Origin of the sequence: Serratia sp. H402Y (genome assembly GCF_051172415.1) — a bacterium.
Classification (GTDB): Bacteria; Pseudomonadota; Gammaproteobacteria; order Enterobacterales; family Enterobacteriaceae; genus Serratia; species Serratia ureilytica.
Genome location: NZ_JBPIYZ010000001.1, coordinates 1,448,309 through 1,463,411 on the forward strand (window position 1 = coordinate 1,448,309; position 15,103 = coordinate 1,463,411).

At 62.3% G+C, this 15,103-nt stretch carries 14 protein-coding genes; 5 read left to right on the forward strand and 9 right to left on the reverse strand.

The features are described from left to right. Positions 1-9 precede the first annotated feature (9 nt). The 3 genes from ACSBQS_RS07365 to ACSBQS_RS07375 form a co-directional block, all read right to left on the reverse strand. Positions 10-555, reverse strand: coding sequence for an AAA family ATPase (locus tag ACSBQS_RS07365; RefSeq protein WP_047026192.1), 546 nt, complete (start codon positions 553-555; stop codon positions 10-12). Between the two features lie 109 nt (positions 556-664). Beyond that, positions 665-1,663, reverse strand: coding sequence for an adenosine deaminase (gene add / locus ACSBQS_RS07370; protein ID WP_075685791.1), 999 nt, complete (start codon positions 1,661-1,663; stop codon positions 665-667). Positions 1,664-1,798: 135 nt separating this feature from the next. Next, entirely contained in the window at positions 1,799-2,554 is a 756-nt protein-coding gene (locus ACSBQS_RS07375; RefSeq protein ID WP_042784408.1) for a DeoR/GlpR family DNA-binding transcription regulator, read from the reverse strand. A 96-nt stretch (positions 2,555-2,650) separates the two neighbouring features. Between ACSBQS_RS07375 and ACSBQS_RS07380 the strand changes: the two genes are divergently transcribed. Both ACSBQS_RS07380 and ACSBQS_RS07385 read left to right on the forward strand, forming a co-directional pair. Further along, entirely contained in the window at positions 2,651-3,247 is a 597-nt protein-coding gene (locus tag ACSBQS_RS07380; protein ID WP_033642958.1) for an NUDIX domain-containing protein, read from the forward strand. Continuing rightward, positions 3,244-3,612, forward strand: a complete 369-nt coding sequence (locus ACSBQS_RS07385) for an NUDIX hydrolase (RefSeq protein ID WP_147838603.1) — start codon at positions 3,244-3,246, stop codon at positions 3,610-3,612. The genes ACSBQS_RS07380 and ACSBQS_RS07385 overlap by 4 nt, the downstream gene beginning before the upstream one ends. Positions 3,613-3,644: 32 nt before the next feature. On the opposite strand, the gene ACSBQS_RS07390 is transcribed toward ACSBQS_RS07385, so the two are convergent. Beyond that, entirely contained in the window at positions 3,645-4,826 is a 1,182-nt protein-coding gene (locus ACSBQS_RS07390) for a MalY/PatB family protein (RefSeq protein WP_197749792.1), read from the reverse strand. Beyond that, positions 4,819-6,438 (reverse strand): maltose/glucose-specific PTS transporter subunit IIBC, encoded by a 1,620-nt coding sequence (gene malX / locus ACSBQS_RS07395; protein ID WP_197666547.1) that lies wholly within the window; start codon positions 6,436-6,438, stop codon positions 4,819-4,821. Before malX ends, ACSBQS_RS07390 begins: the two co-directional genes overlap by 8 nt. Positions 6,439-6,661: 223 nt before the next feature. Between malX and ACSBQS_RS07400 the strand changes: the two genes are divergently transcribed. Beyond that, positions 6,662-7,693 (forward strand): Mal regulon transcriptional regulator MalI, encoded by a 1,032-nt coding sequence (locus ACSBQS_RS07400; protein WP_197666546.1) that lies wholly within the window; start codon positions 6,662-6,664, stop codon positions 7,691-7,693. Here the strand turns inward: ACSBQS_RS07400 and ACSBQS_RS07405 are convergent. Then, positions 7,690-8,571: a LysR family transcriptional regulator gene (locus ACSBQS_RS07405; RefSeq protein WP_197666545.1), complete on the reverse strand. Its 882-nt coding sequence runs from the start codon at positions 8,569-8,571 to the stop codon at positions 7,690-7,692. The genes ACSBQS_RS07400 and ACSBQS_RS07405 overlap by 4 nt on opposite strands. 206 nt (positions 8,572-8,777) lie before the next feature. Between ACSBQS_RS07405 and blaSRT the strand changes: the two genes are divergently transcribed. After that, positions 8,778-9,914 carry an SRT/SST family class C beta-lactamase gene (gene blaSRT, locus ACSBQS_RS07410; RefSeq protein ID WP_047026185.1) on the forward strand — a complete coding sequence of 379 codons (1,137 nt, stop codon included), beginning with the start codon at positions 8,778-8,780 and terminating at the stop codon, positions 9,912-9,914. Between the two features lie 29 nt (positions 9,915-9,943). On the opposite strand, the gene ACSBQS_RS07415 is transcribed toward blaSRT, so the two are convergent. After that, the gene (locus ACSBQS_RS07415) at positions 9,944-10,849 is read right to left on the reverse strand and encodes a LysR family transcriptional regulator (RefSeq protein WP_047026184.1); all 906 of its coding nucleotides are present in this window, start codon (positions 10,847-10,849) and stop codon (positions 9,944-9,946) included. 103 nt (positions 10,850-10,952) lie between these two features. Between ACSBQS_RS07415 and ACSBQS_RS07420 the strand changes: the two genes are divergently transcribed. After that, entirely contained in the window at positions 10,953-12,107 is a 1,155-nt protein-coding gene (locus tag ACSBQS_RS07420) for a serine hydrolase domain-containing protein (RefSeq protein WP_042784415.1), read from the forward strand. 45 nt (positions 12,108-12,152) lie between these two features. On the opposite strand, the gene ACSBQS_RS07425 is transcribed toward ACSBQS_RS07420, so the two are convergent. Continuing rightward, on the reverse strand, positions 12,153-13,685 hold the full coding sequence (locus ACSBQS_RS07425; RefSeq protein ID WP_047575933.1) for a YdgA family protein: 1,533 nt from the start codon (positions 13,683-13,685) through the stop codon (positions 12,153-12,155). A gap of 141 nt (positions 13,686-13,826) precedes the next feature. Then, on the reverse strand, positions 13,827-15,005 hold the full coding sequence (gene manA / locus ACSBQS_RS07430) for a mannose-6-phosphate isomerase (RefSeq protein WP_033650488.1): 1,179 nt from the start codon (positions 15,003-15,005) through the stop codon (positions 13,827-13,829). Positions 15,006-15,103 lie beyond the last annotated feature (98 nt).

A 15,103-nucleotide genomic window follows, 5' to 3' on the forward strand; every position in this document is an offset into this window, starting at 1 on the left:
CGCAGGCCGCTAACGGCGGCCCAGCGCGTCGAGCAGAAAGTCGGCGCGCTCGTCCGGTGAGGCGTGCGGCAGTTCTTGCAGCTGATAGCCATAGCGGCGATAGACGACCACCATCGCCCGATAGGTTTGCTCGGCTTCGGCGAAAGACTGTTTTCTCTCGCTGTCCTGCACGTAGATCGCTTGCCACGGCGGGGCGATGAACACCGTATCGGCATAGCGAAAGGCGCCGATCGCCGCCGTCAAATGCGCGGGGATCGGCAGTCCGCACAGCGTGAGATACCCGGCGATATCCGGCAGCCCGCGATCGAAGAACCAGCATGTTGCGCCCGTCGCTTCGCGCCATGAGCGCAGTTCCCAATCGAGCATCCGCTCGGCGAAGGCCTGGCGATCGCCCCACGGCAGCGCATGGCCGCCGATACTCACCTGATCCTGAATAATCGCCCGGCCGGCCTCCTGCGAGTGCGGAAAGCCGCGGCGATGAAGAACGTCGATGAGCGTGCTTTTGCCCGAGCCCGGGCCGCCGGTCAGCACGATGCGGCGTGTTTTGTCAGACATGCGGAATTCCTCTCTTGCGGCAGAGTCATGGGGTAACACAGCGATAAAGACGAGCAGGCGGAAGAAAACGGGGGATGAGAAGAAGGCGCCGTTTGGCGCCTGGGGGGATTTAGCCCTGAACTTTGGCGCGCAGCGCCTGTTTTTCCTGCTCGCTGAGGAAGGCCAGCTTCAGGCCGTTTTCCTGCGCGGTGCGGATTTCTTCCGGCGTCAGCCCGGCCTGCGGCGCGGCGACGCGGTATTCATGCTCGATCTCGATGCCCTGAACCGCCGGATCGTCGGTGTTGATCGACGCCAGCACGCCGTGGCGCAGGAAGGTGGCCAGCGGATGCTGCGCCAGCGACGGCACGGTGCTGGTCTGGATGTTGGAGGTCAGGCAGGATTCGATGCCGATGCCGTGTTCCGCCAGGAAGTCCATCAGCGCCGGGTCTTCGACCGCTTTCACCCCGTGGCCGATACGTTCGGCGCCCAGCTCGCGGATCGCCTGCCAGATGCTTTCCGGGCCGGCGGCTTCGCCCGCGTGCACGGTGATGCGCAGGCCGGCGTCGCGGGCGCGGTTGAAGTGGCTGAGGAACAGGCTGCCGGGGAAGCCCAGCTCATCGCCCGCCAAATCCAGCGCGGTAATGCCGTCGCGGTGCGCCAGCAATCCTTCCAGTTCCTGCAGACAGGCGGCCTCGCCGAAGGTGCGGCTCATGATGCCGATCAGGCGAATGTCGATGTCACGATCGCGGCAGCCCGAACGGATCCCGTCGATCACCGCTTCCACCACGCCGGCGACCGGCAGTTGATGCTTCATCGCCATGTAGTAAGGGGAGAAACGCAGCTCGGCATAGTGCAGGCCGGCGTTGGCGGCGTCTTCGACGTTTTCGTATGCCACCCGGCGGCAGGCGTCCAGATCGCCCAGCACCGCCACGCCCCAGTCCAGTTTCTGCAGGAAGCTGACCAGATCCGGTTCGGCATGGGTGATCTGCACGTGCGGGCGCAGGCTCTCCAAATCGTTGGCCGGCAGGGTGAGGTTGAACTGGCGGCCGAGGTCGAGAATGGTCTGCGCGCGGATGTTGCCGTCGAGATGGCGGTGAATATCGGTAAGCGGTAGGCGGGGATCGATCATGCTGGGCACTCGCTAATTATCGTAGGTAAAGTGCAGAACAGTATAAAAACAAATGGATGAAACTTGCCATTGCGTTGCATAAAAAAGTGATGTAAGTCACAAATAATGCGCGATATATCGCATTATCGTCATGAATCAGGCTTTCAACACGCTGACCCCCGCCTGCTGCAACGGCGCGATCAGCGCGTCATCGGTAGCCCGCTCAACGATGATGGTGTGCGCCAGCGTAATATCGCCGATCGCATACTGCGAGGCGGCATTAAGCTTGGCGGCGGAAGCCAGCACCACGGTTTCCGCCGCACGGGCCGCCAGCGCGCGCTTGATGTAGGCTTCTTCCAGATCGCCGGTGCTCAGCCCTGCGGTGGGGTGCACGCCGGTCACGCCCATGAAATAAATATCGGCGCGGATATGCGACATCGCTTCTACGGCGGCGGCGCCGACGCTGACGATCGAATGCTTATACAGTCGGCCGCCGATCAGGATCACCTCGACGGTGGGGTGATCGACCAGGCCCACGGCGACGCTGGGGCTGTGGGTGACGATGGTGGCGTTGAGGTTGGCCGGCAGTTGCCTGACCAGCTCTGCGGAGGTGGTGCCGCCGTCGATGATCACCACCTGGCCGGGGGCGATCAGCGCCGCCGCCGCTTTGGCGATCGCGCGTTTGGCGCCGGATTCCAACTGATTGCGTTCGGCGAAGCTGGCGATGGCGGAAGAAACCGGCAGGGCGCCGCCATGCACCCGTTGCAGCAACCCCTCGGCGTCCAGTTCACGCAGATCGCGCCGGACCGTATCTTCCGACAGCCCGAACATCTCGCTGAGCTGTTTGGCCAAGACCTGACCCTCCTGGGCCAGTTTTTCCAAAATGATCTTCTTGCGTTGGCTGGTCAACATGGCCATTTCCTCTCAAATTCCCTATGCACGAAATATCTTGATCATACACGAAAATGCACGATAGTATCAATTTCCTTCCTCTGGCGGAGTAAACCGATGATAGCCACCAAAGACAGGGTTCGCATTGTCGAAACCCGGGTGTTGTCCGATGACTGGTACCTGCTGAAAAAAACCACCTTTGATTTTCTGCGGCGCGATGGCGTCTGGCAAAGGCAGAGCCGTGAGACTTACGATCGCGGCGACGGCGCCACCATTTTACTGTTCAACCGGCAGGCGCAAACGGTGATCCTGACGCGCCAGTTCCGCTTTCCGGTGTTCGTCAACGGTCATGACGGCATGCTGATTGAGGCCGCCGCCGGGCTGTTGGACGACGCGTCGCCGGAGGCGCGCATCCGCGCCGAAGTTGAAGAGGAAACCGGCTATTTCGTGCAGAACGTGGAGAAAGTGTTTGAGGCGTACATGAGCCCTGGCTCGGTCACCGAAAAGCTGCACTTTTTCGTCGGCGAATATCAGGCGGGCGACCGCCTCAACGAGGGCGGCGGGCTGGCGGCGGAGGGGGAAGATTTGGAGGTGATCGAGCTGCCGCTGGCGCAGGCCCTGCAGGCGGTTCGTCAGGGTACGATCGTTGACGCCAAAACCATCATGCTGCTGCAGTTTGTCGCCTTGAATCGGACGTTGGAGGAACAACGATGAAAGCCCAACAAATCTTGATCGCCGGCCCTTATCGCAGCGGCACCGATGGCGATCCGCAGCGTATCGCCGCCAATCTGACGCGCCTCGAACAGGCGGCGCTGGCGGTCTACCAACGGGGGCACGTGCCGGTGATCGGTGAATGGCTGGCGCTGCCTTTGGCGGCCGCGGCCGGTTCCACTCAGGTTGGCGATGCGGTCAGCGAGGCGTTTCTTTACCCGGTGGCTCACCGACTGATTGCGCAGTGTCAGGCGGTGTATCGCATCGAAGGGGCATCTGCGGGGGCCGATAACGACGTGCGGTTGGCTAACGAATGGGGATTGATGGTCTATCGTCATCTGGAGGAAATCCCGTCTGTTCAGGCGTAACCGAGGGGCGGGCAGAGGCTCGCCCCCTCGCGTTATTGCTCGTCCAGCACAAACTTCAACCCGGCGATCAGCTTGTCCATGCCGGCTTCCAGCTTGCTGCGCGGGCAGCCGACGTTGAGGCGCAGGAACCCGCGGCCTTCTTCGCCGTAGGTAAAGCCCGGCATGATCGCCACCTTTTCACGCTCGATAAGCACCTGCTGCAGCGCCCGATCGTCCACGGCCAGCGGCCGCAGATCGATCCAGGCCAGATAGGTGGCCTGCGGCGGGCGCCAGCCCAGCGCGGGAAACGCCTCCGCCAGCCGTTCGGCGACATAGGTCAGGTTATCCTGCAGATAGTCGCGCAGGGCATCCAGCCAGGGTTCACCGCGCCGATAGGCGGCTACGTGCGCCGCCACCGCCAGCACCGCCGGCGAGGAGAGGCCATCGCGGGCTTTGAGCTGCTGGAAATAGGCTTCGCGGCTGGCGTCGTCGCTGATAAAGCCGTAGGCGCCGGTTAACGCCGGAATGTTGAAACTTTTGGAGCCGGAGGTCAGTAAGGCCCAGGGGCCGGTCGCCACCTGGCTCCAGGGCGTATGGCGGTGTTCGCCCCATACCATGTCCATGTGGATTTCATCGCTGATCACGCGCACGTCGTGGCGTTCGCACAGTTCGGCCATCTGCTGCAGCTCTTCGCGGCGCCACACTTTGCCGGTGGGATTATGCGGGCTGCACAGCAGCAGGATCTTGGTCTGCGGCCGCGCCAGCAACGCTTCGAGGTGCGCCATGTCGCAGCGCCAGTCATCTGCGGCCTTGTGCAGCGGGCAGGCCAGCAGCTGGCGCTGGTTGGCGAGGATCACCTTATAGAAGGCGTCGTAGGCCGGGGTATGGGTCACCACGTAGTCGCCCGGCACGGACCATTGGCGGATCAGCTGCGCCGCCATGTAGATAACGGAAGGGCCGTACAGCGCCGTTGCGGTATCGATAGCGGTGTTGAAACGTTGCTGATACCAGTGGCGCAGCGCGCCGAGAAAATCCTCATGCTGCCAACGGCTGTAGCCCAGCACGCCGTGTTGCAGGCGCTGTTGCAGCGCCTCGAGAATGCACGGCGCGGTGGCGAAATCCATATCGGAGATGGTGAACGGCAGCAGGTCGGCGTTGCCGAAGCGATCGGCGATGTAATCCCACTGGGTGCACCAGGTGCCGTGGCGGTCGATCGGGGTGGAGAAATCAAACATGGGTGGCTCCCTGCAGCGCCGCGGCAGGGGGCGCCGTGGCTATCAGTGAGTCTAATTCATCCTTCACCGATTGCACCTGCGGGCCGATCACTACCTGCAGATTATGATCGTTGAGATGCACTACGCCGATGGCGCGGTTGGCCTTCAGCGCCGCGTCGTCCACCCGGCTCATGTCGTTGACCGACAGGCGCAGGCGGGTGATGCAGTTGTCCAGCGTAATGATGTTGCCCGGGCCGCCGAGGGCCGCCAAAATCGCCGGCACGTTGTAGCCGGATTTGCCCACCGCGCCGCTCGGCGCGCTTTGGCTGACGGCGCCGTCGCTCTCACGGCCCGGCGTTTTGATGTTAAAGCGCCGGATGGCGAAGCGGAAAATGGCGTAATAGCCGACGAACCAGACGGCGGCCACCACCGGCACCAGATACCACTTGGTGGCGGTGCCGTGCAGAATGCCGAACACCACGAAGTCGATAATGTTGCCGTCGGTATTGCCGATGGTCACGCCCAGCAGCGCCATGACGGTAAAGCCCAGCCCGGTGAGCAGCGCGTGGATCAGGTAGAGGAACGGCGCGACGAACAGAAACAGAAACTCGATCGGTTCGGTGGTGCCGCCGACGACGCAAGCCACCACGCCGGAAATCAACAGCCCCTTGATTTTATGGCGGTTCTCAGGCTTGGCGCAGTGGTACATCGCCAGCGCCGCGCCCGGCAGGCCGCCGAGGAACGCCGGCATTTTACCCTGCGACAGGAAGCGGGTGGCGCTTTCGGCGAAACCGGTGGTGGTCGGGCAGGAGAGCTGCGCCTGGAAGATGGTCAGGGCGCCGCTGACGCTGTGGCCGCACACCTCCATCGTGCCGCCCGCCTCGGTAAAGCGGATCAGCGCCACCAGTATGTGATGCAGACCGAACGGCAACAGCAGGCGTTCGCCGGTGCCGAAAATCATCGGCCCGAAAATGCCGGCGCCATTGATCATGCGCCCCAGGCCGTTGATGCCGGCGGCGAACCATGGCCAGATCACGGGGATGAGCAGGCCGCACAGGCCCAGCGTCACGGTGGTGACAATCGGCACGAAACGGGTGCCGCCGAAGAAGGCCAGCGCATCCGGCAGCCGGATGGTGTGGAAACGTTCATGCAGCAGATACACGATGATGCCGACGATCACTGCGCCGAGGATGCCGGTGTCGATCGACTGAATGCCGAGAATGTTTTGGATGTTGTTGGCCTTCAGCACCAGCGGATCGCTGGTGGGCAGCACGCCGGCAGCGGTCAGGTAGAAGTTGGTGGCCAGATTCAGCACGGCGAAGCCGACGAAGCCGGAGAAGGCGGCGACGCCCTTGTTGTCGCGCGCCATGCCCAGCGGAATGGCGATGGCGAACATCACCGGCAGGAAGCTGAAGGCGAAGGAGCCTATCTTGCTCATCCAGGTGAAGATCAGCTGGAAGATCGGATGGCCGATAAACGGCATCAGGGTGATCACGTCGCGGCTGCTCAGCGAGCTGCCGATCCCCAGCATGATGCCGCAGAAAGAGAGCAAGGCGACGGGCAACATGAATGTTTTGCCCAGGCTCTGGAAGAACTCCCAGAGGGTGATTTTGGGTTTATTGGCTGCTGACATAACCGACTTCTCCTGGCGAAAAGACGAGCAAAAAGGGGACTTCTGATTAGGTAAAAAGAAGATAAAACGTTTTACCTAGCAAAAATGCGCCGCCAATCACAAATCTGTCGCCCGGCTTTTGGCGACAATGTGTTGGGTAGTAAAACGTTTTACTGCATTGACGGATTCGGTATACCCTTGATCACTACGGCGCGGGTTGCCCAGGAACGGGTTCGCAGAGACTATGAGCATCAAAAAGATCACCATTACCGATGTGGCGCAACAGGCGGGCGTTTCGGTCACCACGGTTTCTCTGGTATTGAGCGGCAAGGGGCGGATTTCGCCGACCACCGTCGAGAAGGTCAATCAGGCGATAGAGCAGTTGGGCTACGTGCGCAATCGCCAGGCGGCGACGCTGCGCGGCGGTGAATCCGGGGTGATCGGCCTCGTTCTGCGCGACATTTGCGAACCCTTCTATGCCGAAATGACCGCCGGGCTGAGCGAAGCGCTGGAGGCGCACGACAAACTGCTGTTTTTAACCCAGAGCGGGCGCGATGGTCAGGGGCTGCAGCGGGCGTTTGACGCGCTGCTGGCGCAGGGCGTCGACGGCATCGTGCTGGCGGGCGGCATCCGTGCGGCGGCCGGGCTGAAGGAAAAGGCGGCCGAGCAGGGCGTGCCGCTGGTATGCGTGGCGCGCTCCAGCGGTCTCGAGGGCGTGGACGTGGTGCGGCCGGACAATATGCAGGCCGCCAAGCTGGCCACCGAATTTTTGATCAAACGCGGCCACAGCCAGATTGCTTATCTCGGCGGCCAGAGCGACTCGTTGACGCGCGCCGAAAGGTTGGGCGGATTTTGCGCCACGCTGTTGCAGTACGGCCTGCCGTTTCGCAGCGAATGGATCGTCGAGTGCGATTGCCGGCAGCGTGAGGCGGCGGAAGCGGCGGAACAGCTGCTGCGCCACTACCCGAATATCACCGCTGTCGTTTGCCACAAGGCGTCGGTGGCGCTTGGCGCCTATTTTGGCCTGACGCGCAGCGGCCGCAGCATCGGTTCGGACGGGGTCGACGCCTACTACGGCCGGCAGGTGGCGCTGATCGGTTTCGGCGACGTGCCGGAGGCCGAGCTGACCGAACCGCCGCTGACCTTTGTCTCCAGCTCGGCGCGGGAAGTGGGGCGCAGCGCCGCCGCACGCCTGCTGCAGCGCATCAATGACGCCGATCTGCCGGCGCAGAACGTCATTTTGCCGCCGACGCTGATCCGGCGCGGCTCCGCTTAGTCCCGCCGCTGTTCCTCTTCCGCTTCGCGGCAAATCCAGCCAATAAAAGCCTTCATCGCCGGCGTCAGATCCCGCGATTTCAAATGGGTCAGCCAGTAGGCGCCGAGCGCGGCCTCGGCGGCGAACGGCCGCTGCAGCGCGCCGGCGGCCAGTTCGCGGCGGAACATGCTGACCGGCGCCAGCGCCACGCCGTCGCACTGGAGCGCGCCTTCCACCATCAGCCTCGATGAGTCGAACACCGGGCCGTTGATTCGCCACGGCGTCACCTGCGCAGCCGTGAACCAGCGTTCCCATTCATCCTGGCGGTAAGTGCGCATCAGCAGTTCGTGCTGCAGATCCTGCGGCGTATGCAAGCGCGCGGCGACCGCCGGCGAGCAGAGCACCGTCAGCGGCGCGTCGAACAGCTTAATATTGCGGGTGGCGGACCATAAACCTTCGCCGAAACGGATGGCGAAATCCATGCCGTCGGCCGACAGATTGACCAGGTTGTTGTGGGTCAGCACCCGCAGATCGATGAACGGATGCGCCGCGCGGAACGCCGCCAGCCGCGGCATCAGCCAGCCGACCGCGAAGGTGCCGACTACCGCCACCGTCAGCACTTCGTGGAAATGCCCGCCTTCGAACTGCTGCAACACCGCCTCGATGCGATCGAAAGCGTCGCTCAACACCGGCAGCAGCGCCTGGCCCTCTTCGGTCAGATCCAACCCGCGCGGCAGGCGGCGGAACAGCTGAATGCCCAGCTGTTCTTCCAGCATGCGCACCTGCTGGCTGACGGCGGCCTGAGTGACGCGCAGCTCCAGACCGGCGCGGGTGAAGTTCAGGTGGCGGGCGGAGGATTCGAACGCCCGCAGGGCGTTGAGGGGAAGTCGGTTGCGCATTGTTGATAGCCATAAGTTTTTCTTTATGCTGGCTGAAATTATTATCGCTTGTCAACCCGGCGGCAAAAACCGATATTTGGCGCGGCTGCCGCAAGATTGGCGGAGCCCGTAAAGGAATGACATCATCCATCAGGGAGTGCGCCGTGCGCAACGCCAATAAAAACTTTTGGCCGCGGCCGATGCCCTGCAACCGAAGAGCCTCTATCATGACGAAAATGAACCGCCTGGCGGCCGCGCTGATCGCCGCACTGATCTTGCCGACCGCGCACGCCGCGCAGCAGCAGGATATCGACGCCGTTATTCAGCCGCTGATGAAAAAATACGGCGTGCCGGGCATGGCGATCGCCGTATCGGTCGATGGCAAACAGCAGATTTACCCGTATGGCGTCGCCTCGAAACAGACCGGCAAACCGATCACCGAGCAGACGCTGTTCGAGGTGGGGTCGCTGAGCAAAACCTTCACCGCGACGCTGGCGGTCTATGCGCAGCAGCAGGGCAAGCTGTCGTTCAGCGATCCGGCCAGCCATTATCTGCCTGAGCTGCGCGGCAGCGCCTTCGACGGCGTCAGCCTGCTGAATCTGGCGACCCACACATCCGGCCTGCCGCTGTTCGTGCCGGACGACGTGACCGACAACGCCCAACTGATGGCTTACTACCGGACCTGGCAGCCGAAGCACCCGGCGGGCAGCTACCGCGTCTATTCCAACCTCGGTATCGGCATGCTGGGCATGATCGCCGCCAAGAGCCTCGATCGGCCGTTTATCCAGGCCATGGAGCAGGGCATGCTGCCGGCGCTGGGCATGAGCCACACCTACATTCAGGTGCCGGCGGCGCAGATGGCCAACTATGCCCAGGGTTACAACAAGGACGATAAGCCGGTGCGCGTCAATCCCGGCCCGCTGGACGCCGAATCTTACGGCATCAAATCCAACGCCCGCGATCTGATTCGTTACCTGGACGCCAACCTGCAGCAGGCGAAGGTCGCGCAGCCGTGGCGCGAGGCGCTGGCCGCCACGCACGTCGGCTATTACAAAGCGGGCGTGTTCACGCAGGATCTGATGTGGGAGAACTACCCGTACCCGGTGAAACTGTCGCGGCTGATCGAGGGCAACAACGCCGGGATGATCATGAACGGCACGCCGGCCACCGCCATCACGCCGCCGCAGCCGGAGCTGCGCGCCGGTTGGTATAACAAAACCGGTTCGACCGGCGGTTTCTCCACCTACGCGGTGTTTATCCCGGCGAAAAATATCGCCGTGGTGATGCTGGCCAACAAATGGTTCCCGAACGACGATCGGGTCGAGGCGGCTTACCGCATCGTGCAAGCGCTGGATAAGCGCTGATCGTGGGGGGCGCCGTCGGGGCGCCCCTGTTACCGGTGCTGTCGCTCTCGCCGCTCGCGCATGAAATCGATAAAGGCGCGCAGCTTGAGCGGCAGATGCCTGCCGGCGGGAAAGTAGATGAAAAATCCCGATGCCTCGCTGGCATACTCCGGCAGCACTTCCACCAGATCGCCCTGCGCCAGTTCCTGCACCACCGTGCCCTGAAAACGTTGCGCGATCCCCAGGCCCGCCAACGCCGCATCCTTGATCAGCCTGTCTTCGTTAAAGATCAAACTGCCGCTGACGTCCAGCGCCCGCTCATCGCCGTGCCGACTGAAATGCCAGGGCTCCAATTTGCCGCTGCCGGGAAAACGGTAGCGCAGGCAATGGTGCGCGAGCAGATCGTCCGGCGTGGCCGGCGCGCCGCAACGCGTCAGATAATCGGGTGAGGCGACCAGCACCCGGCGCTGGCCGTTGTCGATCGGCACGGCGATCATGTCCTTTTGCAGCATGGCGTGCATGCGAATGCCGGCATCGAAACTGCCCAGCACCAGATCGGAAAAGCGGTCTTCGGTAAACAGCTCCAGCTGCACTTCGGGATAGCGCCGCTGAAACTCCGCCAGGTGCGGCATCACCAGCAGCGAAGCGGCCAGTTGCGGCAGCGTGATGCGCAGCAGGCCCGCCGGCTGCGCGCCCAGGGCGCGCACGTCGTCCGCCGCCACGTCGATCTGGTTCATCGCCGGCGAGACCTTCTGGTAAAACAGTCGGCCCTCGTCGCTGAGACGTACCGAGCGGCTGGTGCGGTGGAATAAGCGCACCCCCAGCTGATTCTCCAGCGCCTGAATGTTTTGCGACACCGCCGGCGGCGTGACGCCCAGTTGGTTGGCCGCGCGGGTGAAGTTGCCCAGCCGCGCGACGGCTTCGAAATAGGGCAGCAGCTGCAGGAGTGAACTCATCTATCAATAACCTGTGCTTAATGATTCATTAAATTATGCCTTATTTTAATTTATGACGAACGTTTTAGACTGATTTTTACTTTCCCTCAGCGAGATAAAAATCATGTCGGCAGAACAACGGGCGTTAACAGAACGGATCGCGGCGATCGATCAACAGGCGATGGCCGAAGGGCGCATCGTGGGCAGCGTGGTGCTGGTGGCGCGGCGGGGTGAAATTTGCTACGCCGGTGCGGCCGGTTATGCCGATCGCGAAGCGCGGCAACCGATGCGGCGAGAAACGCAGTTTCGGCTGTCGTCGGTTTCCAAACCCTATACCACGCTGGCGGCGCTGCGCCTGATTGAACGAGGCAAGCTGAGCCTGGACGATGCGGTCAGCGATTGGCTGCCGTGGTTTACCCCGGCGCTGGCCGACGGCCGGCGCCCGACGATCAAGATTCGTCATTTGCTGAGTCATACCGCCGGGCTCGACTATCGGCTGAACCAACCGCCGGCAGGCGTTTACCATCAGTTGGGGATCCAGGACGGCGTGGAGCTGTCGACGCTGACGCTGGAGCAAAACCTGGGGCTGTTGGCGCAGGCGCCGTTGCTATCGGAACCGGGCGCGCGCTTCAACTATTCGCTGGCGATCGACGTGCTCGGCGCGGTGCTGGAGCGAGTGACGGGCATGCCGCTGCCGCAGCTGTTTGTCGAATGGGTGGCGCGGCCGCTGGGGCTCGGCAATACCGCGTTCCATGCGACCCATGCCGCTAACCTGGCGACGCCTTATTACAATACGCCGCAGGGGCCGCGGCGCATGCCGGAAGGCGTGCGGATCGCCTTGCCGGAAGGCATGGCGGGGGGAGAAGTGACGTTCTCGCCGGCGCGCGCGCTTAATGTCGGAGCCTATCCCTCCGGCGGCGCGGGCATGGTCGGTGATGCCGACGACGTGCTGCGGCTGGTGGAGGCGCTGCGCAGCGGCGGGCAGGGCATTTTGCAACCGGATACGGTGGCGTTGCTGCGTCACCCGCACGTCGGCGCCGAGGCGCAAACGCAAGGGCCGGGCTGGGGCTTCGGCTTTGGCGGCGCGCTGCTGGTGGATCCAGACGCTGCGCAGACGCCGCAGCATGCCGGTACCCTGACCTGGGGCGGCGTTTACGGCCACAGCTGGTTCTTTGATCCAGAGGCGCAGCTGAGCGTAGTCGTCTTGACCAATACCGCATTTGAGGGCATGTGCGGCCGCTACCCGCAGCAGATCCGCGATGCGGTTTATGCGGCGTAAATAAAAAGGGCCCCACAGGGGGCCCTTGTTCAGGCTTTCAGGCGATTACTGCGCCGGTGCCGGAGCGGGTTCCGCTTCCTGCGCCGGTTCAGCGTCTTCCGCCGGGGCGCCCAGCATGGCGAACTGGCCGATGAACTCCTGCAGCGACATTTTGTTGCCGTTCAGGTCAACCTGATTGTCAGCGTAGTGGAACTTGCTCGCGATCACGCCGTCTTTCTGGGTGGTCAGCTTGAACATCTGACCCATGGCCGCCAGGCCCTGCACTTGCTGCTGCGCCAGTTTCTGCGCGTCTTCCTCATTGTAACCCTGCAACAAGGCGGTCTTCGCGGTCACTTCGGTGGCCATCGCTTCCGGAATGGTCAGGCTGAGATCCAGCTTTTTAACCGCCTGAGCGATCACTTGATCCGGCGACTGTGCCGGGGAGGCGGCCTTGCTCGGATCGGTCATCGCCAGATCCAGCGTGAAGATGCTCTCACCCTTGCTGTTTTTCCAGCTCAGCGGGGCGATGCTGAGGCTTGGGTTGCCTTTCAGCAGCATCGGCAGGTTCTTTTGCAGCATCTCGGAGGTCTGCTGTTCGTAGACGTCCGGATCCAGGTTCTCGCCCTGCTGCAGCAGCGCCATGGTTTGGCGGTTGTAGCTGTCGGAGAAGTCTTTCAGCGCCTTGCCGTCGACGTTGTCGATTTTCAGCGTCAGTTTACCGGCGCCGAAGTCGTTGCCCTGCACCTTGAGCGCGTCCATGGTGTAATCGATCTGGCCGCCGATATTGCTGCTGCCTTGCTCGCCGAACTTGCTCACCAGATTGAAACCGTCCAACGCCACGGTGTCTTTACCGTCGATCGTCAGTTTGAACTGCTTCAGGGTCATCGTCTGATCGCCGAGCTTCACGCCGAACTTGCTTTCGTTGCTGTTGCCTTTCAGGTTGAAGCCCTGGAAGGTAATCTGCTCGTTTTGGCCGAATTCGTTCGGGCTGGCGAACACGATGTTGTCGCTGTTGGCGTCCAGCGCGATTTTTTTCAGATCGCGGGACACGTCGGCGTCAATGGTGGCGCCGCTGAATTTCAGCGAAGACTTATCCTTCTGGTAGTCCAGTGGGATAAAGTCGATGGTGGACGCAGTATCGCCGCTGTAGGAGATGCGCGAATCGGCGGTAAACAGCGATTTGCCTTTGGTGGTTTCAAACAGGCCTTTCACCGCCGGGGTGTTTTCCAGCTCGGTATGCACCGACGCCATGCTCGGCAGCAGGTTGAATTTTTTCAGCTGCGCGAACGGGAACGGACCGTGATCGATGGTTTCCAGGAACGCCACTTCTTCACCGGCTTTCAGCGCCGCGTTTTCGCTGGTATCCGTGCCGTCGGAGCGCAGCACATAACGCACTTTGCTGCTGAACAGGCCGCGCTGGTAATTTTCATAGCTCAGCTTGACGCCGGCTTTCGGCAGATAGGCTTTCAGTTGGCCGTTGGCGTTGTCGACGACTTCGCCCATGTGCTGCTCGATCTGTTTCCCGGTGTACCAGGATGCCCCGGTCCATGCTGCGCCAAGAACGACAATGACGCTGACAGCGACTAACGATTTTTTCATAGCTCTGTTTCATCCTTTTTTCTTATAACCCTCCGTTGCGAGGGAGGGGGCAAATGTGGGCCGACAAAAAACGCCCGCAGGCGTTTAATTGTGGGGGCAGCTCTCGCTTTCAGCAAGCAATTTGCTGAAATTTATCAACGGTTAGGCCAGTTGGTTATAAACCCGGGCGATACGGCCGCTGCCGCTGACGTTGACCGGCGATTCGAAGGCGCCGATAAAGCAGGATTCACCCGGTTTGAGCGTCAGGCGCTGCCCGGATTTTTCCAGCGTCGCTTCGCCGCTGACGCAGAACACGATAGCCGCGCTCCGTTGCGCGAGCGCCTGCGGCGCGGCGGTCAAATCGTGCAGCGAGAAGGCGAAATCTTCCACCGGGATCGGGAAGAACAGTTCGTTGCCGCGCCGCTCCGGTTGGGTCAGCAGGCCGGACGCCGGCTGCGGGCGGAACTGCAGGTTGGCCAGCAGCTCGGGCACGTCGATAAATTTCGGCGTCAGGCCGGCGCGCAGCACGTTGTCCGAGTTGGCCATCACCTCCAGCGCCACGCCTTTCAGATAGGCGTGCGGCGTTTCGGCATACAGGAACATCGCCTCGCCCGGCGCGAGCTGCACCACGTTCAGCAGCAGCGGTGAGAACAGACCGCTGTCGTCCGGATAGAAACCGGCGATGAAGCGCACGGTATCCCAGGGTTCACCCTGCTGGTTGTTGAGCGCGGCTTTCAGCACGCCGAGCGCCAGCGACTTTTGCTCGCCGCTCATCGTCAGCAGGCTGGCGAACAGGGTTGACAGATGGGCGGTGTCCGGCTGCTGCAGGAAGGTGGCGATATCGTGGTGCGCGCCGGCGATCGGTTGCAGCAGGGAGACGATATCGGCCAGTTCGCGAAAGCCGTTCATCGCCAGGAACGGCGTCAGGGCGAAGACCAGCTCGGGCTTGTGATTGGGATCTTTATAGTTGCGTTCGGCGGCGCTCAGCGGGATGCCGGCGGCGTTCTCTTTCGCGAAGCCGATCTCGGCCGCCGCTTTGCTCGGGTGGACCTGGATCGACAGCGGTTGATCGGCGCAGAGCACTTTAAACAGGAACGGCAACTCGCCAAAGCGGCTGGCGACGTCAGCGCCCAGCTGCTTTGGCTGGTCTTCATCGATAAGACAGCGCAGCGAACGCAGTGCGCCATCGGCGCCGGGCACGCGGGAAGGGCTCTTGGGATGCGCGCCCATCCACAGTTCGGCCATCGGCTGATTATCCGGGTTGGCGATGCCGTAAAGACGGGTCAGCGCATCGTGGCTGCCCCAGGCGTAATTCTGTACCGCGTTGGTCATTTTTTGCATGTCGATAAACGTCCTTTGCGTCATTGCCGCACTAATGGCAATAACTTACTGATTTTATAAGATTCGCTTCATCTGTGCCGACAACCATCATACGCCCG